The following is an 18890-nucleotide window of genomic DNA, read 5'->3' on the forward strand; positions in this document are numbered from 1 at the left end:
TCCTCCTTCATAAGACTTAAAATATAGTCTAAAGTAGAATTATAACACCCTTTCCTTCAATCAAAAAACAGAACAAAAAGAGGCGTTATAGATGATCATCCTACCACTAGAACTACCTTGCGGGGCTGTAATAATAAATCGATTTCAAAAATCAGCGCTAAGTGAGGCACTATCAAGCCCTGCTTTGAATCTTTTACCTCCTACTTTGGAACTAGATTACAAATTACAGTCCAGAAATAACACTTCGATAATTTTTATATAATATATGGAGCAACCATAATAGGCAGTTTTGATTTTCATATTTATTAAGGGCCATTTAGTGGAGGAAATATATTCCTTATAGTAAACTATTAATAAAAGGGAAAAATAGGAGTGGAGATGAGTAAGAATGAATTATGTCTTTATTGTTTTAGTTGAATTTTATCCTTCATGGCTTGCTAAGACCCGTGAAGAAAGAGGGAAACTGGCGGACGAATTGAAAGAAGTGATCTTCAAATATCCTGATGTACACGTTAGATTCTTCGACGCAGAAGCATTTCCTGGAAAAGAGTACACAGATTTTCTGATATGTGAAACGAATAATGTCCAAAAGTATCATTATATGTGGGAAGAATTAAGAGACCATTCGGTATATACAGAAGGGCATTTGAAGATTAAAGACGTTATTATGGGAAGTGAAGAGGCCTATAAAAAGTTCGAGGAAGAGTCGTTTACTAATCAATAAGAAGTTTCCAGAAATGATTTAGGAATAGTTGGTTTGTGAAACCTATGCAAAAGTCCTCTGATTTTCCTCAATGCCCTGATGTGATAACCAATTTGCGAAAAATCCATAATGCTTATCGCTCATTTTGCCACAAAAAAGGTTCTAGCCGTAAAAAGCTAGAACCTTTTTTGATAGTTAACTCTATTAACCACATGAACAAAAATATACATTAAAAATCTCTGTTAATATTTGATAAAAAAGAACGTACGTTCTATAATATAAGAGAAAATAATGAGAGGGTGTGGGTTCTAATACCATCTTAGGAAATCGATTAATTTCCTAAGTATAAATCTGCGGTGTTCAAGAAAGCTGCTATCTGGACCCCCTTTTAATTAAATTTATTATTATGGAGGAGAAATTCTATGTCTGATAAAACTAACAAAGGTAAAGTTTTAGAAAGAGATGGTTTCATTTTTTTAGGTAACTCTATAAGAACAACAAATAAAGATGAAATGAATGGAGAAGGTGGTATTCCACAACTGTGGGACGATTTTTACCAAAATAAAGTTCTAGATACCATCCCTAACAAAAAAGACTCAAAAATTTTAGCGGTCTATACAGATTATGAAACAGATGAGAATGGTGTATATACATTCGCATTAGGAACAGAAGTTGATAATAATGAAACACTTAATGGATTAGAAATGATAGAAATTCCTGAGGGTAAGTACATTGTCTTTACAACTAAAAGAGGGCCTATTCCTGATGTAATCGTAGAGACGTGGCAAGAAATATGGAGATGGTCTGAGGAATATGAGAGAGCATATCAAACTGATTTTGAATTATATGATGAAAGAGCGAAAGACCCAAACAATAGTCAGGTTGATATTTATATATCAGTTAAATAAACGCAATCCACTTCGTATTAAGTATTAGTTAAGTAAACAAGGTTACGTTTAATGTATTCATGAACCATTTTGAATTTTTTATCCCCCTTCGTTCCTACAACTGATAAAGCCCTCTCTGGGGATGGAGAGGGCTTTATCAGTTGTAGGAGGTCAATCGGATAAAATATAAGTTTCAAGCAAGTGGTATATTCAACAAAGATCTCCCTTCAAAATTAAAGAAAGGGGCTTGCAAGCTTCGTCCACTCACAAAGAATGATTGGTTGTGGTATGCTCATAGTACAAAAGAGGAATACTCCTTATTAGGTAAATGAAAGCAACTATTCATGTTATTCGAATACCTAACTTGAAGAGGCTCTTCTTCGATTTCGAGTTTTTTCATTTTTTCAGCATAAGAACTATTTTCTATTTTGATGGCAGAGGTTTTATTTTCTTTCGTAAATAATTTACTTAGATTTTTTTGAATAACAAAATCACCTTGAAAGTTAGTTTGACGATATAAGAATATCCGGAGCTAGAGTAAATCTTATAGCGACAGCGTTATCTTTGTTTAGTACGATGGTTATATTTTAAGAATTTCTACAATGATTCAGCAGCACTTAACGGCAATACTCATTGCAGAGGAACCAGATACAAACAAACTGATGAGAGATTATCCTTTTATAACTGACACAAAATATACATAGCATTATTTCCCAATTATATTTACACTATAGTCGATAGTTGCAATTTCCCCAAATGCACTATGTTAACCCCCATCAAGGTAGATGGGGGGCTTTTTTAGTTCAATGTTACTGATTTACATGTAACCTATAAATCTGTCAATTTTTTATTTGAAAAATGCTTCTAGCAGTTGATACCCCTCAAAGTTTATAACTGAAATGCATTCTGAAATGGAAAACACTATCCATTATCGGGTGGGTGAACATGTTATCACTTTCGAGGCCATCTCCATTGTTTGATTGGACTTATGGTCCCACGTTGTGGATGGAGGTTTCTACTTTTATTTGAATTCCATACTGTGTATCTCTTTAGTTAATGCTTTTTCAACAAATTCTTGCTTGGTGAGTCCATTTTAATAGTTTTCTGTCCCTCCGAAGAGGAGGAAGAACTTCCATAGGCAGCCATTCCTATCATGAAGAAAGAGATAATGCCCCATACTTTAAAAACTTTTATTTTTTCAACACCTAGATCTTTTGAATTACCTTATGATAATTAATGAAATTGAGAATAGAAACCAGTCCTTTTTTCAGGGGTGGTAAGGATTATTCCTATTTCAGATGTTTTTTTCATACTATGGTTTACCTTTGGATAATAGGCATTTTAAGTGGTATAGGGCATCGAAAATAGGAATGATGAAGGAATGTTAGCCGATAAAGTAGACATTAAAAGAACCCCCGTCACACATTGATGCGGGGGGCTTTCAGAAGGAAGTCTAGTGATTATTTTCCTAAAACTCTCTAAACTATACTTCTAACAAGGGTAACTTGTCTAGTCATAACGGTTATAATCAATATGCCACTTCGTTTCGTTTAGGATTTTCACCGTATTTATTTCGTTCAGGATTACTATCGAGACATGTAAAGATGATTAGAACGATGCCACCAACTAATGGGACAAACATAAGCAACTGCCACCATCCACTTCGACCGGTGTCATGCAATCGGCGCGCCGTGACAGCAAGTGTCGGAAGAGCGATTGCGAAAGAAAACAATGATAGTAACAGTTCCTCTTCTATACCGAGTACCATTTCTATAATGCCCAATGCCAATGTAATAAGGGAAGCAATCAGAATAAACATCCAATATTCCTTCCGTCTTGCGCGTCCACTAAATCCAATATAATTCTTTAACACTTTCAAAAACCATTTCATTCAATTCACCCCCTTAATAAGACCTATAAAATTATTCCATAACACCAAAGGAATGTCTATAAGGTAATGTCGTGGGCTAAGGGGATATGGGTTTAGTCTTATAGTAAAAGAGCATAGAACGGGGCGAGGGTTTCCTATACCTCTGTGAGAGTCTGTCATTCGTGAGGTTTATCGCACTTTCATCAGTTTTTTTCTATTCATTTACAAAACTAGTAAAATACTGAATCGATACCTTATTTTACTGTTAATATAGTCCGAAAACAGGATTCCATTTGAACTATAATCACGTATAATAGGTGATTGTCAGTGAAAAAAATGGAAGGGGAACCAATAACATGCGAAAGAAAATGAAAGCGTTTTTAACGATTCAGATGATAGCTGTGATGATTCTAGCATCGCTGCCTATGTCTGTATTCGCAGAGGAATTTAAACGATCCTCACAAGAACAGAAAGAACCGAAGATAGAGCCGCTATCTGAGGGAAAAGAGTACTCTAAAACAGAGGTCGTCAACGAAACAGAATACAAGGATCTAAAACCTGGCGACGAAATTGTGGAGGAACGGACGGAAAATTCGAAAGTCTTTTACTCCGGGGACAATAAGATTACGAAAAACATCTATTTCGAGCCCATTCATAAAAAGAATGAAAAGAATGGAGAGCTCGAAGAGATTTCTACTCATTTAGTAGAAGATGCTTCAGATAAAAATGAGGTAGAAACAGAAAATGCCAATCTTCTTTCATCCTTCCAGAAAAAGATGAAAAACGGGCAGTACGCAACGTTTGAAGTCGATGGGCACACCATCACCTACTCCATATTAGGAGCCTCTCAACAGGGAGAATCCTCGATTACTCCACAGGACGTCAACGCATCGTACGAAGAGAATCGGATTCTACATAAAAGCATTTTTCCTGATATCGATTTACGAAACATTGCGTTTGGGGATGAAACGAAAGAAGATATCATCCTTCATTCTTACAAAGGATTCAACACCTTTACCTTTCAACTCGATACCGATTTAAAGGGAGAGTTAACCTCAAATGGGGATATCGAATTCTCGGATCAGAACGAGAAGTCTATCTTTACGATTCCTAAGCCTTACATGGAAGACTCCAACTATGATGATCATAAAGGAGAAAACGCTCGATCAGAAAACGTAAAATTACGTCTTACTCCAAATGAGGAAGGGTACGTACTCACTATCGAGGCAGATGATGAATGGTTATCTGATCCAGATCGCGTCTATCCAGTCTACATTGATCCGTCGACGTCACTTGGAACCACCATGGATACATTTGTCATGAGTAAGTACCCGACAACCAATTATAATTCTGGGAAATGGGATAGCTCACAAGGACAATATGTATTGAAAATTGGAGAATATGATTCCACCACCGGAATGTGTTACGCCTTTCTAAAACCTCAAACGGACGGCCTCACTCCCCAAAAAGGGTATATGGTGGATAAAGCGACGTTGAATTTATATGTCACCCATGCGTATTATGCCAATTCCCCGAATGGTCTGTGGATTGACCGGGTCAACGGAAATTGGTCCTCGTCTTCATTGAATTGGAATAATAAGCCGAGTTCAACGAATTTAACGAGTGTGAATGTTGGTCGTGACCAATGGGCAAAAGCAGATGTCACTCAAGTCGTCAAAGAATGGAACAAGGGAACGCGAACGAATTATGGATTCAAGCTCCATACAAACGGAAATAAAATGACCCATTGGAAAAAGGTGGTCTCAGCCTCTAATAGTAGTAATAAACCTTATGTATCGGTGACGTATACGACTCTTGGCGCGGCGCAACAACCAACGGTGAAAGCGTATTCGAGTGGAAAGAATACAGGGACCGGCTATTTTGATTTATCTTGGAGTAAAGTAACCGGTGCTACTGGATACAAGGTGGCCATTTTCAATGGAAAAGAGTATCAACATTTTGATGTGAAGAATACGACCAGTTGGTCCACAAAAGGAAAGAAGATCTGGCCAACACCAGCTGAAATTGAACGGGGAACCTACGGGCTTCACCGTGATGGCAAAGGGACCGAATTCCCCAACGACCCGAAAAGTACCTATGTGGCGTCAGGTGGAAAATACACCAACAGTCACAACTATTGGTTTCGGGTGATCGCATACAATTCTGAATTCAATGTAGAGACGGATATCTCATCACCGGCTATGCCTACGCTACCGGATAGTACACGTCCGAATGTACCACGGACACCCACGGTGACGATACAAGATGGTCCCGTCAATAGTGGAGATAGTGCCAGTGCGATCCTGTCATGGAAAGAGGTAACGGATTTACCTTCCGGTATCGACTCTGGGATTTCATACTATGAGGTTCAAAAAAGCATAAATGGGTCATGGAGCTCAGCTGGAAGTGTGAAACATACGGGATCGAATACGTATAAACTGACGGTGGATGATTTACCAGATGACGCCACGGTAGCGTTCCGAGTAAGGGCGTTTGATGCAAAGGGAAATGACTCTGGATATGCCACATCTAGTGATTATAAGACGAAGGATCGAACGAGCCCGAGTACCCCTGTTTCCCTGAATGTTTCTCCGTCAGTGTGGAGCACAGCCAAAACGCATACTCTTTCGTGGACAGGCATCACGGACAATCAAATATTGGAAGCCATTGAATATAAAGTAGATGATCAACCATGGGATTCTCTCGGCGTGAATAGTGAGAGTGGATCGGCCAAGATTCCGGGTGAGTTAAAGGATGGCATCCATACCGTTCAAGTGCGCGGAAAAGACCGAGAAGGAAACACCGGGCAACCGAAATCGGTGAAGATTTATAAGGACACAACAGCACCTTCTATCTCATTCGTATCACCAGCCGAAAACGATACGATCAAAGGAATAGAGGATATCCATGTTCGGGTCGTAAATCCAAGCCCGCAAACCACGTTTACGAACTTGATTCACAATGGTGATTTTGCGCAGGGAATGGAAGGATGGACAGAAAGGCGCTCCTATGATTCAGGAACGACATCTGTAGAAGATGCATCGGGGGCGTCAAAAGATGTCATGGTGTTAAAGTTATCCCCTGTGTCGTCAAGTCCAGGAACAGATTTTGGATTGCTTGCGACGACATATGATGTAAACCTGAAAGCGAATACGACATACACGTTAAAGGGGAAAATCAGAACCAATCTAAAAGAAGCCAATGCATTCTTTAATGTTGAATCGTTGAGTAAAGATGGGAAGCATCTACAATGGAACGACAGTCGAACCACTCAATTAACAGGTGTTCAAGATTGGACCAATCATGAGCTGACGTTTACGACTCCTGCAAGTACAGAGAAAGGCCGTATTTACTTGGAAGTTGATCATCATAGTGATCGAGGACAAGGATTAGCTTGGTTTGATGGCATTTCTTTAACCGAAAAAGGGAAGGCTGTTAATCTCATTCAAAACGGCGACTTCTCATCGGGATTAGAGGGATGGACGGAGACGAAAGCAAATAATATCGGAGAAGCTCAAGTAGTGGAAGATCCAACGGTCCTTTCCCAAGGTGACGGGGAAAAAGAGACTATTTCCATTAAAATTAAATCTGATTCAACAAGCCCTGGATCAGAACTGGGGTACTTGGCGACGACCTATGATGTCACGGTTAAACCGAATACCACCTACAAAATAACCGGCATGATCAAAACGAATTTGGCGAATGCGAATGCGTTTTTTAACGTGAATAGCCTGAAGAATGATGGAGCGTCATTATCATGGGATGATAACCGTGACCATCAATTAACAGGCGTAAACGGTTGGACAGAACAAGAACTGGTGTTTACGACACCAAAAGATACCACAAGGGCCCGACTTTATTTAGAAGTCGACCACTGGAATAAAGAGGCCTCTGGAACGGCGTGGTTTGATTCTATTCGTTTTGAGGAAGTAGATCAGTCGTCCAGTGCGAGCCCGTATTCTTGGACATTGTCCTATGGAGAAGGAAAGACCCCCACTAAGTATACGACACTGAAAACGGGGACCACCTCATTACATGACCTTACCTATGCATGGAATACGTCGGACCTTAAGGAAGAAACGGAATACACACTCCGATTGACCGCCAAGGATGAGGCCGGCAATACCGGAGAAAAGACTACGCATGTGATGAAGGCGAAGGATACGACGAGTATCGCGCCGGCGATTCAAGTAACCAACCCGATTCATGAGGGGATTGTCACAGACGCACTTCAAAAGGTTGAGTATCAAATCAAAAACCTTAGTCTCAATACCCTTTCTCAAGCCCTTGAGGGGTTTGAACAAGTCGATGTGTTTATCAACTCAACGCTTGTCAAACACATGGGTCCATCTGAAAAGACCACGACATTCGATGCGACGGCGTACCATGAGGGGAGTAAAAATCAACTCTATCTTCGAGGGAAAGACGCTGAGGGAGCATATCACTATAGTACATTCGCGTACCGGACACAGGGGATTGTGGACGGATTTGAGGGAGAAGAGTTTATAGGATCCCTATCGAACGTCGTTCGGAACGGTCAGAAGGTGATGATCAGTGGATCAGCAAGATCAGGATCGATCGAATCCGTTACGAAATCGGTCTCAGGGAATATCAGTACTGTTCACCTTTCGACAGTGGAAGAAACCCCAAGTGGGACCTCCATCACGTATGAAGCGTCAGCTGATGGCGGACACACCTGGGAAGAGGTTCATCCGAATCAAACCCATGCCCTATCCCATACGGGATCGACGTTGACCTTACGGGCAACATTGAATGCGTCCTCAACAGGTGTGTCTCCTGTGTTGGATTCATGGGACTCTGAAGTTGTTTACGTCAACAAACAAGGAAATGCCTTCAACGTTCAGCTCATTGATGTCCCAACGAATCTAACGGCGACACCAAACGTGAACTACATGACCTATTTACGCTGGAACGCTTCTTCAACAGAAGGGGTGACGTATTCGATTTACAGAAGTTCCACACCAGGTTTCACTCCTTCAAAGGACACGCTTGTCGCAGAAGGCGTAAAGGACTCGTATTGGAATGACTTTCAATTGCATTACGGCCAAACGTTTTATTACCAAGTAGTGGCTGTCAAGGAGATGAAAGGGAAAGAGCGTCAAAGTCTCCCTTCAAATGAAGCGTGGGCGAAGAGCGTTGATCAGGATGAAGTACAAAAACAATTAGGCCTTCAAGACTTTTGGGGATATAGCTCGTTCCCAACCGCAACCGGTAACGGCTATGTCAATATTAGTAGTGGAAATCTAGTGTATCAATCGTCCGATTTTGTATCCGTATCACCGCAGCTGGCCATGGTGATGAGACGAAGCTTCAATAGTCAATCGACAACGAAAACACCTTTAGGCTATGGCTGGGATTTCTCATTCAATACGGCTTTAATGAAAGAATACGATGACCAAGAGCAAGAAGTCGGTCTCATTTTAAAAGACGGAGATGGCAGTCTTCATCGCTTTACGAAAAAAGCAGATGGCGGATATGAAACACCGCAAGGGATCCATATGACTTTGACTAAGCATACAGATGGTTCCTATGAAATCTTACGGAAAGACCAAATCAAGTACCTGTTTGATCCGCAAATGAAGCTGATCAAACTAACAGAACCGAACGGGAATGCCTTGACCTTTGTTTATGACTCGATTCGGGGGAATCTAAAAATCGTCATCAATAACATCGGGGATAAAACGTATCTCTTTTATGATCACAAGGATCGATTAGAGAAAGTCGTTGATCCTGCCCAACGGGAGTATCACTTTGATTACAAGGATTCTTCTGATCGCTTAGCGAAAGTGTATCAGCAAATAGGCAATGTGACATACGCCGAAGAATATAAGTACGATGACAACAATCAAGAATTACGCGGAATCGTTGATCCCGAAAAGTATGAAACCAAAATCCAGTACAAGAATGGTAAGGTATTAAAGGTCACTGACCCGATTAGTGACTATTCTACCTTCGCGTATACAGAAGGTTCAACGACCATCACGTCGGACAAAGGAAAAACGGTGTCGTTTACACACAATCCAAACGGAACGATCACATCGAAAACGTATGAAGATCAGCACAAGGTGAACTATGAATACAATGATGACCTGTTGGTTGAGCATATGTACACTGACAACACCATTGAGGGGGTAAAAAAGACCCTTCATCATCGCTACACCTATGATGATCGTGGTAACCTTTTGACGAGTAAAGACCCACTTGGACATGTGACGGAGTATAAAGGCTATAACAAGATGAATCTGGTGAAAGAAATCATCGAGCCTGTCCGTGACGGAGTGACGGCGAAGACGACGTTTGAGTACGATGACAAAGGAAATCTAAAGGAGACCACGGATCCTGAAGGACGAACGATTTCGTATACGTATGATGATGTTGGAAATCAAGTCACGATGACAAATGAATTTAAGCAAACCACGTCCTATGACTATGATGCCAAAGGGCGAATAAAGAAAATCAAGGAACCCCTCGGGAAAGTCACCGAAATCCTTGAATATGATTCGCAAGGCAACCCAGTGAAAATCAAAGATCCCAAAGGATTGATCACGACGAGTGAATACGATGTATTGGATCGTCTGGTTAAAACGGTGGATCCCAAAGGGTATACCGTCAAACGAACGTACGACTGGAATCACAACCTGAAGGATATCTCAGATCAAAAGGGAAACCTGACTCAGTTCAAGTACGATAAGGTGGGGCGCCTGACAAAAACCATTTATGCCAATGGAGATACAGAAGAAATTGAGTATCTCGTAGATGCCAAGCAAAACGAAAAAATCGTCTATACGGACGGGGAGGGCCGAACGAGCACAGAGTATTACAATGAAGTAGGACAGCTCGTTCAAACAGAAGCCCAGAACACCACGACACAGTTTGATTATGATGACGTCGGAAATATGACGAAAGTGACGGACGGAGAAGGGCGAGTCGTTGAGTCCATCTATGATGAACTGAATCGCCAAACGAAAGTGATTGTCGACCCAACAGGGAAAAAAGTGGTCACACAAAGTCAATATGATGATCAAGGAAATGTCGTCAAAGGCATTGACGGAGAAGGGTATAGTACCTCTTATCAGTACGATAAGATCAACCGTCTAAAGAATGTGACGAAACAAGTAGATGGAAAGCAGCTCGTTACGTCGTATGAGTATGATCTATTAGACAATACATGGGTAAAAAATAAAGTCACGGATGCGCTCGGTAGACAAAAGACCACCTACTTGGATGCATTGGGACGGGTCCGTAAGGAAGTCAATGAAGGAACCACATCGGACTCCTCGAAGATGGAACAATCGTTTGAGTATGACTTGAATGGGAACCTGACAAAAACCATCCACAATGATGGATCGACGGTCCAACAAGAATACGACGAACGCAACTTAATGAAAAAAGTGACCTACGGTCCCAAGCACTGGACACGATTCGAATACGATGAAAACGGGAATCGTGAACTCATGGTCGATTCGAAAGATGGTACGACGACGACTTCTTCGTATGCGTATGATCCAAAAGACCGTTTGAAAGAGGAAGTCCAAAACGGCTTGAAAATTGCGTATCAATACGATCACAGTGACAACGTCACACGCGTCTCCTATCCAACCGAAGAAGGGGATCAACAAAAAGACATCGATTACCAGTATGACGAATACGATCGCCTGGAGTCCATTTTGGTGGAAGGGAAGAAAGCGCAGGATTTCTCTTACAATCAAGCCGGACAAGTGGATCATACCAACAACTACTTGGCCTTTGACACCGGTGGGTCCTCGTTTGTGAAAGTCGATTATGACTACAACACATTAGGTAAAACCGAGACCATCCGGTACACCAAAGATGGTCAGGCGAAGATGGAAGAATACCAGATGGACTATGATCAACGTGGGTATATGAAGACCGAAACGACCTATACACACTTTGATGATCAAGAGAAAACCATCGAAAAAGCGTATCAATACAATGAAGCCGGACAACTAACCGAGTCGAAACAAGGCGACAACATCACGACCTACGCCTACGATGAAGTCGGAAACCGAAAGGCGATGACGGAAGGAAAGGACAGCTTTGTCTATTCCTATAATCAATTCAACCAATTAGAAAAAACGACTAAAAATGGATCCCTTCACGCGACATACGTCTATGACAAGCGTGGAAATCAACAGAAAGAAATCGTGAAAAAACAGATCGATGGCGTCTTAAACGATGTGACGACGAATTATACGTATGATGATGCGAACCAATTGGCTCAGGTCGAAACTTTGACCCCTGGGAAAGATACGTCCAAGGTGAAGAACTGGTATAATGGCGACGGACAACGAACACGCCGAGATGCCGATGGAACCATCACCAATTATGTGTATAATGAGAATGCGGTTCTATATACGGCCGATGAAAACAATCGAAAAATCACAGAAAACGTCCTGAACCCTGATGGAGATATCGTGGCGTCCAAGCGTTTTGATGGAAACTATAAGAATCAATACTTCTTCTATCACTATGATCTACGAGGAAGTGTCACCAATGTCGTTGATTCTGACGCCAAACGGGTCAAAGGGTACGATTATGATGACTTTGGAAACATCAAAGAAGTGGGCGATAAAACGTTCCAAAACGATGTGAAGTTTACCGGAGCCGTGCAGGATACCTCGACGGGCCTTCACTATATGAATTCCCGTTACTACAGTTCGGACACGGGACGGTTCATCTCCCAAGACACGTATTCTGGAAACGTATTCGATCCATGGACGCAGCATTTGTATACCTACACCAGCAATAACCCGATTAATTTTGTGGATCCGACAGGCCATTTTGATGTCGATCCCGACGGAAATAAGATCTTGCCAACAGGTAAGTATATTGCCGCACCGAGTAAACCAAGTACTAGTTACCGAAGTACGCCAAGTAGCCATAAACAGAGTAAACCGTCTGCCCAGAGAGCGAAAGCGAAGGTACAGGCGAAATCGTCAGGATCCTCTTCCAAACAGAGATCCATTAAACAATGGGTTCAGACTGGCCTAGATCTGGCCGGAAACGCCCCCGGTCCATTGGGAGCTGTATCCGATGGGGTGAATGCCCTTATCTATCTTGCGGATGGAGACTATCAAAACGCAGCATTAAGTGGGGTTGCGGTGTTGCCAGGTGGAAGTATCCTAAAGAATGGGATTAAGGCTGGGCGAACCTCTAGTAAGATGCTTAAGGGTATGGGAAATATTCCGAAAAAACCTTATAGTAACGGCAGACCAAGTTATGGAAAGGGTCAAGTTGAACAAGTGTGGGACAATGCTAGAGATCCTATTACTGGAAAAGTCTATGACCCCTCAGGAGCAGAAATAATTTGGGATAAATCTAAACGCAGAAATGGACAATGGGATATGGGGCATACACCGGGAAACAAATATTCTGAGGTTCATGAACTTTACATGAATGGTACTATGACAAAGAAGGAATTCTTAGCTTGGTATAAGGACCCTGCAAACTATAGACCAGAATTGCCAAGTACGAACCGAGGTCATAAGTATGAATAAGGGAGATAATGATTTAAATGGATATTAATAAAGCTGATTTTGGCACTATAATAATGTTTGGAACTCTCGAAGAATTTTTAGAGAAGTTGAAAATTGAAAATAAATCTATTGAAGAGGTAGTAAACTTTGTTGATAAAAACGGTATTAGTTTACTTGGAAAATCATTAATTAGCAGAAAGTTTGATATAGCAAGGTTTTTATTAGACAATAATGCAAATGTTAATATAATTTCAAATGAAGGATGTAATGAACTTCACTATTTAGCAGCAAATATTAATTATATAGGTGCTGTTGACATGGCATTTAAGTTAATTGACAAAGGTGTTGATTTGAATTTGAAAGATAAAAAATATGCTAACTCTGCCATATTGTCTCTATGTCAAGAAGTGTTCAAAGAACGCACAAAGGATGGAAATGATTTAATCATATATTGTCTAGAAAAACATCCTAATTTTAATGATTTAAATAAATTTGGTTATTCATTGAAACGAATAATCGAAGAACGTGGAACTGAAGATATGAAAAAAACATTGGAGGCGATTAATTGAAAAAGAGTAGTGAGTTAGGTGGTAGCGTGGTATCAAAAAATATTTTAAATAGTAAAGGGAAATTAAAATGGTGTATTAAAGAAGAACCAGTAAATGATGTTGATAATGGTTGGAGATTTTTGTCTGATATTGATACAGAAGAATTTCTACAATATGCATCAAATATGTCAATTTGCGCCTGGGAAACGATTATTGAAATTGAACCAGCAATAATGAATATTTTTGATATGCCAATTGGCACAGATATCACTTTACTAAGTGAAAATAACCAAAAATATTTTGTATATACTAATTCGGGAAAGAAGGTAATTTTTTAAGAAGATATATTAGTGAATAGTAGGGATTATATACATTTACTTGTAAAAAGAATTAAAGGTATTAGTTAGTATAAAAGATTAAGAATTAAAGAAATAGATAACATATCTAATGCTAAGGGAAAAAGACAAATAGAGGACGATGAATTAGCATTTGGAGATTTTTGTTTTGAAGTGGATGATAATTAACATTTAGTGGACTAAAGTGAGGAAAATACGAAAACATGACGCTTTCACAATAGTCGAATTATTGAAGGATTAAAGCGCGTGCTATAAACCATTAAGAATTAAAACTCCTTACTTATTGAATATTAATAAGCAATTGAGAAGATAGATGAAGGTGTATACAACCTCATCTATCTTCTACATAAGAGGAAGTAAGTACTACGATCATACAAATAGAAATATAAACTATTAAGAGAATTACAGGTCCATATGCAAAATTTCCAATATCCATACCAGTACTTTCTAAAGCTTGGTGTAGTGATCAATAGGTTGACCGGTCTTCGTGTTTTCGCGCATATCTAAACTTATAATAAAATATTAGGTGTCGTATATAGTAATAATAAAAAGGCATTACATTTTTTTGAAGTCACTAGGGGCCGATGATATGGATGATCTAGAACGTGCAGTTGAAAATTTGTATTTTTGGTCTAAACCAGGTGATAAACCAGTAGAAAATTAAAACAATGATTTTGTTCAAACCCCAGAGATAATTCTTTGGGGTTCTTTGTGTGGCACGAGGTATCGAATAAATTATTTTTATTCAAAGTATAGCGAAAACCCTTTAAAGCCTCTACTTCTTCTATTACTATGATCTACGAGGAAGTGTCACCAATGTCGTTGATTCTGACGCCAAACGAGTCAAAGGATACGATTATGATGACTTTGGAAACATCAAAGAAGTGGGCGATAAAACGTTCCAAAACGATGTGAAGTTTACCGGAGCCGTGCAGGATACCTCGACGGGCCTTCACTATATGAATTCCCGTTACTACAGTTCGGACACGGGACGGTTCATCTCCCAAGACACGTATTCTGGAAACGTATTCGATCCATGGACGCAGCATTTGTATACCTACACCAGCAATAACCCGATTAATTTTGTGGATCCGACAGGCCATTTTGATGTCGATCCCGACGGAAATAAGATCTTGCCAACAGGTAAGTATATTGCCGCACCGAGTAAACCAAGTACTAGTTACCGAAGTACGCCAAGTAGCCATAAACAGAGTAAACCGTCTGCCCAGAGAGCGAAAGCGAAGGTACAGGCGAAATCGTCAGGATCCTCTTCCAAACAGAGATCCATTAAACAATGGGTTCAGACTGGCCTAGATCTGGCCGGAAACGCCCCCGGTCCATTGGGAGCTGTATCCGATGGGGTGAATGCCCTTATCTATCTTGCGGATGGAGACTATCAAAACGCAGCATTAAGTGGGGTTGCGGTGTTACCAGGTGGAAGTATCCTAAAGAATGGGATTAAGGCTGGGCGAACCTCTAGTAAGATTCTTAAGGGTACGGGTAAAGTAAAAGACATAAATAAGGGTGTTAACTTTACTAAGACATCAGGACAACATATGGATGAAATAGGAAGGTATGTTCCGACAAGTTTACAAATAGATACAATAAAATCAACTAAAGGGATACCTGACCCAAGAGGCTCTGATGCGATGATGCATTATTCAACTATTTACAGGAATGGGAAAAAGTATAACTTGGAAGTACTTTATGACGAAAGAACTAATACAATATTCCATTTTGAGTATGCTAGAAAAGCAATGGGACCTTTACCAGCTATTCCTAAAAAGAAGTAGGAGGAACAAATTTGAATCCGAAGGAACAAATTTATTATCTTTTAAATGAATATTCCAAGGGGAATTATGACACTAAAACTTTTTGCGATCAGTTCACAAACATTTTTAATATTGAAATAGATTATGAAAAGTTAAGTGATTTAGAGTATAGACTGTTCAATAATTTGAGCAAAGTAACTGCAAGGTTTTCCCCTTATGATGAAGATTTAATATTCTCAAATGTTTACTACAATGAACAAGATATAAAAAGAGAAGTTTTAAGTTTGCAAGAAATACTTATTAAGGGTTACTAGACTATATGTTATTGAACCATGAAGAGTTTGTGCCACTTACAAATTGAATATTAATAAGCAAATGAGAAAAGGGATGAAGGTTTATACAACCTCATCTCTCTTCTACGTAAGAAGAAGTGAGCACTACGATTATAAAAAAATAAATAATTAAGAGCTAAGAATGAATAAGATAATTACAGGTACCTATGCAAATACCAGTACTTTCTAAAGCTTGGTGTAGTGATCAATAGGTTGACCGGTCTTCGTGTTTTCGCGCATAACTAAACTTATAATAAAATATTAGGTGACGTATATAGTTATAATAAAAAGGCATTACATTTTTTTTGAAGTCACTAGGGGGTTAAGTTAAGTTGGAAAGTAATCATTTAATTCAAAAGAAAGTATTGCCATCGTTTTTTCTATCATTACTCATGACGGTTGTAGGGATGGTGGTGGGGATGTTGTTCATCCCCACCATTGTAGCCTTAGGAGTCTTGAATAACGATTGTTGTCTTAATCATTTCAGCCATTGTAAAGAGAAAGAGTAGAGGTCCTTTTGGGTTTAGAATGAGATATTCAACCTTATATCTCTTCACATTCTTAATGGGAATTGGCCTATATCCTTCTATTGGATATTACGTGTCGACCAGTGGTGCCGATATAGTGCTTCTCGCATTTTGAATAACAAGCGTGTTATTCGGTACTTTATTTATCTATTCTTATCGTTCAAGTAAGGATTTCACATACCTTGGACCTATGTTATTTTCAGCACTACTGGCACTCATCATCATTACTATCTTTGGACTATTTGTTGGTGGAAAATCCCTTCATTTAGCTCTTGCGTATATTGGGGTCGTTATTTTCTCAGGATATGTTCTTTACGATTTATCTGTGATGAAGCGCTACTTGAAGGAAGAAGAAGATGTACCAAGTGCTGTATTTAATTTATATATTGACTTTATTAATCTATTTTTAGATCTACTAAGAATTCTTAATTCGATCTTCAATAAATGATAGGGTATATATAAATAAAGTGAGACTTTCAAAACAACCTGAGATCTATATTTATAGGACCTCAGGTTGTTTTATTTATCTCAAGATCATTGATTCCGGAAAATTTGTATACCTACACCAGCAATAACCCGATAAATTTTGTGGATCCGACAGGCCATTTTGATGTAGATCCCGACATCGGGAAAGTCCCCGGTCCGAAAGAGCATTATCCATTTAATAAGTAAAGGGAGTGGTAGAGTGTGGTATGAATTTTTGGGAAGGAACAATTTTTTAATTAGTTTATATCGAGATATGCCTGAACTAAAGAATGTACGTATTTCGGAAATTAATATGCAAGACGAAGGTCAAATAGTTGCAATTACATTTGATATGCCGGTTTATACTGAAAATCCACCTAAAAAATGGCAAGACCTTGGAGACAATACAGTTTGTGTTAGAGTCGATTTGTCAGCAGTAAAAGAGATTTCATTAGCTGCAAGTTCAATTGACTATAAAGGTGATATAGAAATTTATAAAGATGAATCTGAGCTAATCGTAGTTAGAATTAATGGGACAGTTAATGCTTTGATAAAAGCTGAATATGGATTTGTTCAATCTGTCACTGCCTATATGAAAGAATAAATTTAGGGGAAAAGAAAACCTTGATTGGTTAAATACCTTTCAAGGTTTTTTATTTTTAGAATTAATTCCATAGGTCAATAAATTAAAGCCCTCTCACAAATGAGAGGGCTTATAGTGTCCTGAATAATCTAGGATATCATTCAAAACCTATCATGACGTCCTATGTAGCATGTCAAGGAGGTCAATTAATAATCAAGCAAAGCCGTATATACAACAAAGAACCCCCTTCAAAATTAAAGAAGGGAGGGAATTCAACCTTCGTCCACTCTCTCCAAGAATTAATGGTTGTGTTATGAGCCAGTGAAAAACTTGTTCCTCGATCATTTAACTTTTATTATTTTTAATGATGGATTTTGAACTTTTTTGATCAAAATCTAATGATGAAACACTTTCTCGTTTCTCACACTATAAAAGAGGAATACTCCTTATTAGGTAAATGAAAGCAACTATTCATGTTATTCGAGTACCTAACTTGAAGAGGCTCTTCTTCGATTTGGAGTTTTTTTAACCTTTCAGCAGAAGAACTATTTCCTATTTTGATGGCAGAGGTTTTATTTTCTTTCGTAAATAATTTCCTTAGATTTTTTTGAATAACAAAATCACCTTGAAAGTTCGTTTGACTTTGTATCAATTTATGATCTAAAACGGAGTATAGATTTGATTTCACATCAAACGTTTTAGGTGAACCAGAAGTTGGAACATGTAACGTTACATAAGGAATGCCGTCTTCCTTAATCATCGTAATGGACTGGCCATTTTCTTCGTAAATATCAATTTCTTGGACGACTTTTGGAAGCCCCCAAATTTTATGACCTCTTATCGTGTTTTCTTGAGATGTCACAGGCATTGAGAATACGTAATAACCAAAGTTCTTGAAAAGCTTTTCCAGAAGCAAAGGTAAGATCATTGGATTACTACTAGGTTTAACCAGTACAGGGATACTCATCGCTACTTCATTATAAGGTGGAATTCCTAACACTTCCCTATAAACATAACTGGAGAACACAATGAGTGAACGGCCGTTTGGCATTTTTATCGGATGTATATCCGGATGCGGCATTAATTTTTTCGCTTCCTTATAACTACATAGGAAAATGGAAATCGTACAGGCAACATTTCGATAGAACGTTGGGAACAAATAGTCTTTTTTTATGTTTTCATCTAACTGTAAAGGTGTTTCCCTTGATGCCAATGGGAATCGTTGAAAGAAAGAGTCGTTAAATCGGTGTTGGTTATCTAAAAGTTCTTCATCAAATGTAATAGTTGGTTTCATTTTATTCACCTTCATTTCATTAACTATTCCTCATG

The 18890-nt window shown here is 39.1% G+C and carries 11 protein-coding genes and 1 pseudogene; 10 read left to right on the forward strand and 2 right to left on the reverse strand.

What is annotated here, in order from left to right; genetic code table 11:
• The first annotated feature begins 388 nt into the window (after positions 1–388).
• The gene (locus tag LCL96_RS01520; RefSeq protein ID WP_224939733.1) at positions 389–724 is read left to right on the forward strand and encodes a darcynin family protein; all 336 of its coding nucleotides are present in this window, start codon (positions 389–391) and stop codon (positions 722–724) included.
• Between the two features lie 401 nt (positions 725–1125).
• Positions 1126–1611: a GyrI-like domain-containing protein gene (locus LCL96_RS01525; RefSeq protein WP_224939734.1), complete on the forward strand. Its 486-nt coding sequence runs from the start codon at positions 1126–1128 to the stop codon at positions 1609–1611.
• Positions 1612–3118: 1507 nt separating this feature from the next.
• Here the strand turns inward: LCL96_RS01525 and LCL96_RS01530 are convergent.
• Positions 3119–3481 carry a DUF805 domain-containing protein gene (locus tag LCL96_RS01530; RefSeq protein WP_224939735.1) on the reverse strand — a complete coding sequence of 121 codons (363 nt, stop codon included), beginning with the start codon at positions 3479–3481 and terminating at the stop codon, positions 3119–3121.
• A gap of 335 nt (positions 3482–3816) precedes the next feature.
• Between LCL96_RS01530 and LCL96_RS01535 the strand changes: the two genes are divergently transcribed.
• The 8 genes and pseudogenes from LCL96_RS01535 to LCL96_RS01570 all read left to right on the forward strand — a co-directional run bounded on the left by LCL96_RS01535 (position 3817) and on the right by LCL96_RS01570 (position 17582).
• The gene (locus LCL96_RS01535) at positions 3817–12999 is read left to right on the forward strand and encodes a DNRLRE domain-containing protein (protein WP_224939736.1); all 9183 of its coding nucleotides are present in this window, start codon (positions 3817–3819) and stop codon (positions 12997–12999) included.
• A 17-nt stretch (positions 13000–13016) separates the two neighbouring features.
• The gene (locus tag LCL96_RS01540; RefSeq protein ID WP_224939737.1) at positions 13017–13547 is read left to right on the forward strand and encodes an ankyrin repeat domain-containing protein; all 531 of its coding nucleotides are present in this window, start codon (positions 13017–13019) and stop codon (positions 13545–13547) included.
• Positions 13544–13864 (forward strand): DUF2185 domain-containing protein, encoded by a 321-nt coding sequence (locus tag LCL96_RS01545; RefSeq protein ID WP_224939738.1) that lies wholly within the window; start codon positions 13544–13546, stop codon positions 13862–13864. The genes LCL96_RS01540 and LCL96_RS01545 overlap by 4 nt, the downstream gene beginning before the upstream one ends.
• Positions 13865–14751: 887 nt before the next feature.
• Positions 14752–15675 (forward strand): annotated as a pseudogene (locus tag LCL96_RS01550) (RHS repeat-associated core domain-containing protein); the annotation flags it as partial.
• Positions 15676–15686: 11 nt separating this feature from the next.
• Positions 15687–15968, forward strand: coding sequence for a hypothetical protein (locus LCL96_RS01555; RefSeq protein WP_224939739.1), 282 nt, complete (start codon positions 15687–15689; stop codon positions 15966–15968).
• Positions 15969–16318: 350 nt separating this feature from the next.
• Entirely contained in the window at positions 16319–16495 is a 177-nt protein-coding gene (locus LCL96_RS01560; RefSeq protein ID WP_224939740.1) for a hypothetical protein, read from the forward strand.
• 142 nt (positions 16496–16637) lie between these two features.
• Positions 16638–16961 (forward strand): Bax inhibitor-1 family protein, encoded by a 324-nt coding sequence (locus tag LCL96_RS01565; RefSeq protein WP_224939741.1) that lies wholly within the window; start codon positions 16638–16640, stop codon positions 16959–16961.
• A 237-nt stretch (positions 16962–17198) separates the two neighbouring features.
• The gene (locus tag LCL96_RS01570) at positions 17199–17582 is read left to right on the forward strand and encodes an Imm50 family immunity protein (RefSeq protein WP_224939742.1); all 384 of its coding nucleotides are present in this window, start codon (positions 17199–17201) and stop codon (positions 17580–17582) included.
• 400 nt (positions 17583–17982) lie between these two features.
• On the opposite strand, the gene LCL96_RS01575 is transcribed toward LCL96_RS01570, so the two are convergent.
• The gene (locus LCL96_RS01575) at positions 17983–18870 is read right to left on the reverse strand and encodes an acetoacetate decarboxylase family protein (RefSeq protein WP_224939743.1); all 888 of its coding nucleotides are present in this window, start codon (positions 18868–18870) and stop codon (positions 17983–17985) included.
• Between the last annotated feature and the right edge of the window lie 20 nt (positions 18871–18890).

Origin of the sequence: Rossellomorea aquimaris (assembly GCF_020172085.1) — a bacterium.
Lineage (GTDB): Bacteria > Bacillota > Bacilli > Bacillales > Bacillaceae_B > Rossellomorea > Rossellomorea aquimaris_E.

Bases quoted from the DNA above. Each gene is read 5' to 3' on its own strand.
- LCL96_RS01520 (WP_224939733.1), top strand. From the start codon at position 389: ATGAATTATGTCTTTATTGTTTTAGTTGAATTTTATCCTTCATGGCTT.
- LCL96_RS01525 (WP_224939734.1), top strand. From the start codon at position 1,126: ATGTCTGATAAAACTAACAAAGGTAAAGTTTTAGAAAGAGATGGTTTC.
- LCL96_RS01530 (WP_224939735.1), bottom strand. From the start codon at position 3,481: ATGAAATGGTTTTTGAAAGTGTTAAAGAATTATATTGGATTTAGTGGA.
- LCL96_RS01535 (WP_224939736.1), top strand. From the start codon at position 3,817: ATGCGAAAGAAAATGAAAGCGTTTTTAACGATTCAGATGATAGCTGTG.
- LCL96_RS01540 (WP_224939737.1), top strand. From the start codon at position 13,017: ATGGATATTAATAAAGCTGATTTTGGCACTATAATAATGTTTGGAACT.
- LCL96_RS01575 (WP_224939743.1), bottom strand. From the start codon at position 18,870: ATGAAGGTGAATAAAATGAAACCAACTATTACATTTGATGAAGAACTT.